Annotated in this window: 6 protein-coding genes and 1 pseudogene; 2 read left to right on the forward strand and 5 right to left on the reverse strand. The window is 59.2% G+C overall.

Going from position 1 to position 7,197, the window contains the following annotated elements; translation table 11 throughout:
- Both ABNH18_RS03310 and lspA read left to right on the forward strand, forming a co-directional pair.
- Window positions 1-196 (forward strand): annotated as a pseudogene (locus ABNH18_RS03310) (cation transporter); the annotation flags it as partial.
- A 3-nt stretch (window positions 197-199) separates the two neighbouring features.
- The gene (lspA, locus tag ABNH18_RS03315) at window positions 200-709 is read left to right on the forward strand and encodes a signal peptidase II (protein WP_349381459.1); all 510 of its coding nucleotides are present in this window, start codon (window positions 200-202) and stop codon (window positions 707-709) included.
- A 158-nt stretch (window positions 710-867) separates the two neighbouring features.
- On the opposite strand, the gene ABNH18_RS03320 is transcribed toward lspA, so the two are convergent.
- The 5 genes from ABNH18_RS03320 to ABNH18_RS03340 all read right to left on the reverse strand — a co-directional run.
- Window positions 868-3,981, reverse strand: a complete 3,114-nt coding sequence (locus ABNH18_RS03320) for an efflux RND transporter permease subunit (protein WP_062817555.1) — start codon at window positions 3,979-3,981, stop codon at window positions 868-870.
- Window positions 3,982-3,993: 12 nt separating this feature from the next.
- Window positions 3,994-4,947, reverse strand: coding sequence for an efflux RND transporter periplasmic adaptor subunit (locus tag ABNH18_RS03325; RefSeq protein WP_349381460.1), 954 nt, complete (start codon window positions 4,945-4,947; stop codon window positions 3,994-3,996).
- Between the two features lie 15 nt (window positions 4,948-4,962).
- The gene (locus tag ABNH18_RS03330; protein ID WP_349381461.1) at window positions 4,963-6,255 is read right to left on the reverse strand and encodes a TolC family protein; all 1,293 of its coding nucleotides are present in this window, start codon (window positions 6,253-6,255) and stop codon (window positions 4,963-4,965) included.
- A gap of 67 nt (window positions 6,256-6,322) precedes the next feature.
- Window positions 6,323-6,661, reverse strand: coding sequence for a hypothetical protein (locus tag ABNH18_RS03335; RefSeq protein ID WP_062817552.1), 339 nt, complete (start codon window positions 6,659-6,661; stop codon window positions 6,323-6,325).
- Between the two features lie 272 nt (window positions 6,662-6,933).
- Window positions 6,934-7,197, reverse strand: a 264-nt coding sequence (locus ABNH18_RS03340) for a hypothetical protein (protein WP_349381462.1), incomplete at its 5' end; no start/stop codon positions are given.

Here is a 7,197-nt window from a genome sequence, read left to right on the forward strand (position 1 = left end):
ACATCGGGAAGGCGGGGCGCACATGAAGGCAAGCTGGATATTCTCGGCCAACGACGTGGTGATCAACCTGGGGGTCATCACCGCCGGCGCCCTGGTCGCGTGGACCGGGTCCAATTATCCGGATCTGGTTATCGGTACCATCGCGGGGCTCGTCGTGCTTAACGGTGCCAGGCGCATTCTGGCGCTCAAGGGTTAAAGCATGCCCTTTATTGACAACAATCTCTCGCCGTATGTCCTGTTTTCCATATCCGGCCTGCTGGCAGCATCGGACCAAGCTGTAAAATGGCTGGTTCAACAAACAATGACTTATGGCGAGTCTATTTCGGTGACCCCGTTCTTTAACTGGGTGCACGTATGGAACACTGGTGCTGCATTCAGTCTGTTTGCGAATGCTGGAGGCTGGCAGCGCTATTTTTTGATCGGAATCGCGGTGGTGGTCTCGATCGTGCTGATCAAGCTGATCCGTGAAAAACGTCATAAGGGAGACGCCATCGCTTACAGTCTTATCCTCGGTGGCGCCATGGGCAACCTGATTGACCGGATCTTTCGCGGCTATGTTGTAGATTCCTTCGATTTCTATTGGCGAGACTGGCACTGGCCAGCCTTCAACCTTGCCGATATTGCAATTGTCCTCGGTGCATTGCTTCTCGTTTTCGTAGGCTTACTGCGAAAAGAAAATCCCAATGCCGAGTTGGATGGATCTTCCTGAAACCTACGCGGAAAAAGCCTTAAAAATGCGCTCGGTTTGACCGTGCTTGCCAGTCGGTAAGGCTGCACTTTCTGGCCGGTAATCAATGCCTAACTTGTTTCTCGAAAACGACCCGCTCCCGGCCAAATGGCGGCCAAGAGCGGGCTACCCGCATGCAATTACACCTTTTCATCCTGGCGGTGCAGCAATGTGTACAGAATTGGCAGTACAAACAGCGTCAGTAGCGTCGATGAGATAATCCCGCCTATCACCACTGTGGCCAGCGGCCTTTGAACCTCAGCGCCGGTACCCGTATTGAGGGCCATGGGCACGAAGCCAAGACTGGCGACCAGTGCGGTCATCAGGACCGGACGCAAACGAATAAGAGCACCTTCCACCACGGCGGAAACCAGATCACCCTGGTTGTGCCAAAGATCCCGAATAAACGCCACCATCACCAGACCATTGAGTACCGCCACCCCCGACAGGGCTATAAAGCCCACACCGGCGGAGATCGACAGCGGCATGTCCCGCAGCCACAGTAGCAGCACGCCACCGGTCAGGGCCAGGGGGACGCCGCTGAAGATGATCAGCGCATCTTTCAGCGATCTGAATGCCATCACCAGCAGGGCAATGATGATCGCCAGGGTCACGGGCACGACAATGGCAAGGCGCTGGCTGGCGGATTCCAGTTGCTCGAAGGTACCGCCGTAATCCAGCCAGTACCCGGCGGGCAGATCCACTTCCTGTCGAACTCTTCCTTTGATCTCCTCCACAAAGCCGCCCAGATCGCGATCCCGGACATTGGCGGTGACCACCACCCGTCGCTTGCCGTTCTCCCGGCTGATCTGGTTGGGGGCCGGAGCCAACTCCAGCGCCGCCACTTCTGACAGTGGCACATAGCCGCCTCCCGGCAGGGGCACCGGCAGATCCGCCAGGCTGTCCACATCCCGGCGGATGACCTCGGGCAGGCGCACCACCAGTTGGAAGCGGCGATCCCCTTCGTAGATCAGGCCGGCGTTTTCGCCACCTACACCCGCTGCCACCAGATCCTGAAGATCATCCACGGTCAGGCCGTAGCGGGATAGCGCCATGCGTTTGGGGTGCACCGACAGCATGGGCAGCCCGGTGATTTGCTCCACCCGGGCATCGGTGGCCCCTTCCACTGACTCCACGACTTCGAGCACCACATTGGCGGCATTGAGCATCTGGTCTAGGTCGTCCCCGAATACCTTGATGCCCAGGTCCGCCCGCACACCGGAGATCAGTTCGTTGAAGCGCATCTCGATGGGTTGGGTGAACTCGTAGTTGTTCCCGGGCAATTGCCCGACCGCCGCCTGAATCTCGGCAATCAGCTCATCTCGCGGTTTGTCCGGGTTCGGCCATTGCTCGCGCGGCTTGAGAATCACGAAACTGTCCGCGATATTCGGTGGCATGGGGTCGGTGGCCACCTCCGGTGTCCCGATTCGCGAGAATACCTTGTCTACCTCGGGGAAGGCCTTGATGCGCCGCTCCAAAGGTTTCTGCATCGCAATGGATTGCTCCAGACCTGTGCCGGGAATGCGCAGGGCTTGCACAGTCATATCACCCTCGCTGAGCTGGGGGATGAATTCCGACCCCAGGGTGGTTGCTAGCCAGATACAGACCGCCAGTAGGGCGCCGGCGCCCCCCAGTACCGGCCAGCGGAATTTCAGGGCCAGCTCCAGCGCCGGGCGATAGATCCCTTTGGCCGCACTGATGGCGGCACTTTCCTTTTCGCGGATCCTGCCTGTGAGGAACACCGCAACGGCGGCGGGGACGATGGTGAGCGAAAACACCATGGCTGACACCAGGGCCATGACCACGGTGGCGGCCATGGGATGGAACATCTTGCCCTCTACCCCTGTGAGGGAGAAGATGGGGATGTAAACTACGGTAATGATCGCCACCCCGAACAGGCTCGGACGTATCACCTCGGTCGTGGCTTCATAGACGACCTGCAGCCGTTCCTTGAGCGGCAGGCGCGCACCCGTAGCCTGCTGAGACCCGGCCAGGCGCCGGATGCAGTTCTCCACGATAATCACCGCGCCATCGACAATCAGCCCGAAGTCGAGTGCCCCCAGGCTCATCAGGTTGGCGGAAACGCCGGTCCTCACCATGCCAGTGATGGTGGCGAGCATCGACAGGGGGATCACCGCCGCGGTAATAAGGGCGGCCCGCAGGTTGCCCAGCAGCAGGAACAGCACCACGATCACCAGCAGCGCACCCTCAAGCAGATTCTTCTCCACCGTGGCGATGGCCTTGTCCACCAGAGTGGTCCGGTCATAGACGGCTTCCACGCGAATGCCCTCGGGCAGGGATGGCCGGATATCCTCCAGCCGCTCGCTAACGGCCCGGGCGACACTACGGGAATTTTCTCCCATCAACATCATGGCGGTGCCGATCACCGTTTCCACGCCGTCGCGGGTGGCAGCCCCGGTGCGCAGCTCCTTGCCAATGGCCACTTCCGCGACATCCTTCACCCGGAGGGGCACGCCATCGCGGTTGGCGATCACTACTTGTTCGATGTCGCCGATGGTCTTCAGTTGGCCGGGGGAGCGCACCAGCAGCTGCTGGCCATTGCGTTCGATATAGCCAGCGCCACGGTTGGCGTTGTTGGCCCTCAGTGCCGCCACCAAGTCCTCGAGGCTGACGCCGAGCTCCAACAATTTTTTCGGGGAGGGCGTGACGTGATACTGCTTGTCGTAGCCGCCGATGGAATTGATTTCGATCACCCCGGGCACCTGGGCCAGTTGAGGTTTGATGATCCAGTCCTGCACTTCCCGCAGGGCAGTGGCATCCCAGGGCTCACCATTTTCCCGGGTGGCGCCGGGCGCCGCATCCACGGTGTACATGAAAATCTCGCCCAACCCGGTGGCGATGGGGCCCATCTCCGGCTCCAGCCCAGGCGGAAGGACGCTTTTGATGGCGCCAAGGCGCTCGTTGATCAAGTTGCGGGCGAAATAGATGTCCGTGCCTTCTTCGAACACCACGGTCACCTGGGACAGGCCGTAACGGGACAGGGATCGGGTGTAGGACAGGCTGGGCAGGCCGTACAGCGCCGTCTCCACCGGGAACGTGATGCGCTGCTCTGTCTCCAGGGGTGAATAACCGGGTGCCTCGGTGTTGATCTGCACCTGGACATTGGTGATATCAGGTACCGCGTCGATGGGCAGGCGCTGGAAACTCCAGACACCGACACCGATCAGCACCAGAATCAGCGAAAGCATGAGATAGCGCCGTTCTACAGAGAGGCGCACGATAGCGTCGATCATAGTGGCCTCCTGTTAATCGTCGTCTGACACGCTGGATTTTTCGATATCCGCCTTGATGAGATAGCTGTTCTCCACCACGTAGCGTTCGCCGGGCTTCAGGCCAGAAAGTATTTCGGTGAACTGGCCATCCGTGCGGCCCAACTCGACAGGCCGGGGCTCAAAGCTATTGCCTTCTTGCACAAACACGACCTGGGATTCGTCGAGCAACTGCAGGGCCCGATTTTCTATCACCAGCGGCACTTCGATACGCTCTACCACGATGCTCGCCGAAACCAGCCGGCCCGGAGAAAGCAGATCCTCTGCGTTGGCAATTTCCGCGCGGGCAATGACGTAGGGCGAGTCGCTGTTCTGGGGCACGATATGATCGATCCTGGAATCGTACTGTGCATCTCCTGCGTCAATTCGCACCAGCTGTCCGGGCGCGATTTCGCGGCGCTGCCCCGGGAAGATTTTCAATTCCACCCAGAGCGGGTCGAGCTTGGCGATGGTGAACAGTGTCTGTTGCCCGGCCAGCTCGCCGACGTTGATATTGCGCTGGATAACGGTACCGGCGAAAGGCGCACGCAAAGTGTAGGGCTGGAGGCTGTCGTTGGATTCGATGCTGGCCAGTGGCTCGCCAGCCTTGACCGCGTCACCGAGACTGGCATTGATTTTCGTAACCTGACCCGGGAAGCGTGCCCTGATCAGGGCAATCCCGTCGGGATTGGGAACAAGGCGGCCATAACTGCTGATGGTGCGCTCCAGGATGCCGGCACCTGCGGCCTTGCTTCGGATACCGGCTTGCTCCGCCATCTCGGCGGAGATTTCCGCGTGAGTGCTCTCCGACTCCTCGTGCTCGCCGCGCTCTTCGTTGACGTCACCGTGCGCATGCGAATCATCACTGTGATCATCTTCCGCGGCATGAGTCGGTCCGGCCGTCAGCACATAAACGCTGGCAAGTATGAGTAAATAGTTAACGACTTTCATGGTAGTAATCCTTGTTCAGCGGCCAGCCAGAGGCTGCGCCGTCAGTTGTTCGATCAGCGACTGGTTGAGCAGCGCCGTGGTGGCGGCGTCGACCAGCGCCTGCCGGGCGGAGAGCAATTCCCGCTGCGCGGCGGTCCACTCCACATAGCTGTAGCGACCTTTCTCGTAGGCCTCGCGGGTCTGGCTGAGGGCATCACTCAGATCGGGAAGCACTTGGCCGCGAATCTGCTCAACCGCCTCGATGTTTTGCTGCCGCTGTCGGTAAGCCTCGAACAGGCGCGAGTGGAGGCGAAGCAGGGTGTCCTCCCGGCGGTACCGGACTTCATCCCGCGCCGCCAGAGCGGCTTGCACTTCGCCGCGATTGCGCCGTCCGGAAAACAGCGGTACGGAAAACCCGCCGACCAGCGCCGAGTCATCCGTCTCCTCGAACTGCCGGACACCCACCTGCCAGCGGATATCGCTCTCGGACTGGCTCCGTGCCAATTGGACTTCCGCCTCACGGACGCGCCGCTCGCTGGCATAGATTTGAATGGCCGGGCTCTCACTGACCCGCTGGTACAGGATCTCGAAACTGTCGGAGGACCCGAACTGGAACAGGTCGCCCTCCAGACTCTGAAAGTCCGGACGGGTATCACCCCAGAGCGAAGCCAGAGCTATTTTCCGGCTCTCGTATTCGCTTAACACGCGGGACTGCTCGATACGACTCCGGGTGAGCGCGGCCCTGGCGCGCATGACTTCGGCCTGGGGCGCCGCGCCCCGGTCGGCGCGACGGGTGACGATCTCGTGGGTGGCCTCGGTCAGCGCCACAGCGTCAGCGGCCAGTTCAAGTTTTTCCTGCAGGGCCAAGGTGGCGACAAAACGCTGGGTCACCTGTCCCAGCACATCCAGGGTTTCGGCCTGGCGCTCGGCCTCGACCAGAGCGTATCGCGAGTCGACGACGCTGACGCGGGCCTCACGCTTGCCGCCAAGTTCGAGAACCGATGACAAGGACAGGGTGTACTCTGCCGCGTCGCTCCCCTGCCGGTTGCCGCTGCCGAGGACGTTTTCCACCTCCAGGCCGGCTTCCAGGGCAGGATTTTGATCCGCCGTGAAACGACGGCCTTCAAGGCCCTGAAGGCGAAAATCGAAAACCTGCAGGGTGGGGTTCTGCGCCACGGTCCGCGAGAGGGCATTGGCAAGTGTGAGAGGTGCCTGCTCGGCGTACGCAACAGTGCCCGTCAGGGTTAGCACGAGAAGACACAGCAAGGTGTTAAAAAATTGACTCGGTATTACCCGCCGCCCATTTTTTATGGGCATTCCAAAAAGCATGAAACTACTCCTACGAAAGTCTAAATGACAGTAGTTCCCCAAGCTGGGGAAGGTGCTGCTCGCAGGATCAAACGATAGGAGGGCGGAAAGGAGAGGATTGATCGACAGAGGAAAAACTGGCCTGGTAGCCCGTCAGGCTTTTGTCCGGCATATTGCCCAAAGCGTCCGGCAGGTAACCCATCGATAGCATATGGCAGTGCCCATGGCACAGATCACATTGCACGAATGAATGGCCGGAATCGTCCGGCGCGGCGGGAGACTGATTGCCGGTCGTGTCGGCTGGCTCAATATCCGAGGGGTCAGTTAAAAGTTCAGCATCGTGGTGAACCACTCCCGGACTATAAAACTGACCCATATCAGCAACAGACACCACCGACTGCAAAGCCATCAGGAGCATCATTGCCATTATGAATCTGCGTCTAACCACGCCAGTTATGCCCAAACAAAAAGGAAGCGAAGTCTAGCGGCACAGCAATTGCCTGTAAAGTCCTCTACGCATTCGGGGGCTACGTTCAGCGCCAAGACATTTACCAAGACCATGAAACGGTTGTCCGTGAGTGCTGGATAAGCTCTATTCATTGGAGTTTTTCCTTTGATTAGCGACTAATATCCAGATTCATTTATTATAGATCGTCAAGTCCCAGCGGTCGGTTGGATGGTTTTTTACCGGGTCAATTTTCAAATCGGCCGCCTGCCACCAGTTTTTTCCCAGCCATTGTGATGCGGGCAGAGCGCCTGACTAGACAGCAAATTGAACGGATGATCGACCAGCATGCCGAGAAGTGCAGCCAAAAGGACAGATTTAGCCGACCGCTTGCTGTTTCTCAGAGATATCCCCTTTTCCATTTCTGCAGCTGTGGGTTTCATCGCGCTCTCGGGTATTGCCATCCTCAATGGGTTGGTAATGGTGTCGTTTATCCGTGAGTTGATGCATGAAGGTGT

Source organism: Alcanivorax sp. (genome assembly GCF_040118815.1).
Classification (GTDB): domain Bacteria; phylum Pseudomonadota; class Gammaproteobacteria; order Pseudomonadales; family Alcanivoracaceae; genus Alcanivorax.

What these genes read in the sequence shown, in the direction of transcription:
- ABNH18_RS03335 (WP_062817552.1), bottom strand. Translation starts at nt 6,661, where the DNA reads ATGGCAATGATGCTCCTGATGGCTTTGCAGTCGGTGGTGTCTGTTGCT.
- ABNH18_RS03330 (WP_349381461.1), bottom strand. Translation starts at nt 6,255, where the DNA reads ATGCTTTTTGGAATGCCCATAAAAAATGGGCGGCGGGTAATACCGAGT.
- ABNH18_RS03325 (WP_349381460.1), bottom strand. Translation starts at nt 4,947, where the DNA reads ATGAAAGTCGTTAACTATTTACTCATACTTGCCAGCGTTTATGTGCTG.
- lspA (WP_349381459.1), top strand. Translation starts at nt 200, where the DNA reads ATGCCCTTTATTGACAACAATCTCTCGCCGTATGTCCTGTTTTCCATA.
- ABNH18_RS03320 (WP_062817555.1), bottom strand. Translation starts at nt 3,981, where the DNA reads ATGATCGACGCTATCGTGCGCCTCTCTGTAGAACGGCGCTATCTCATG.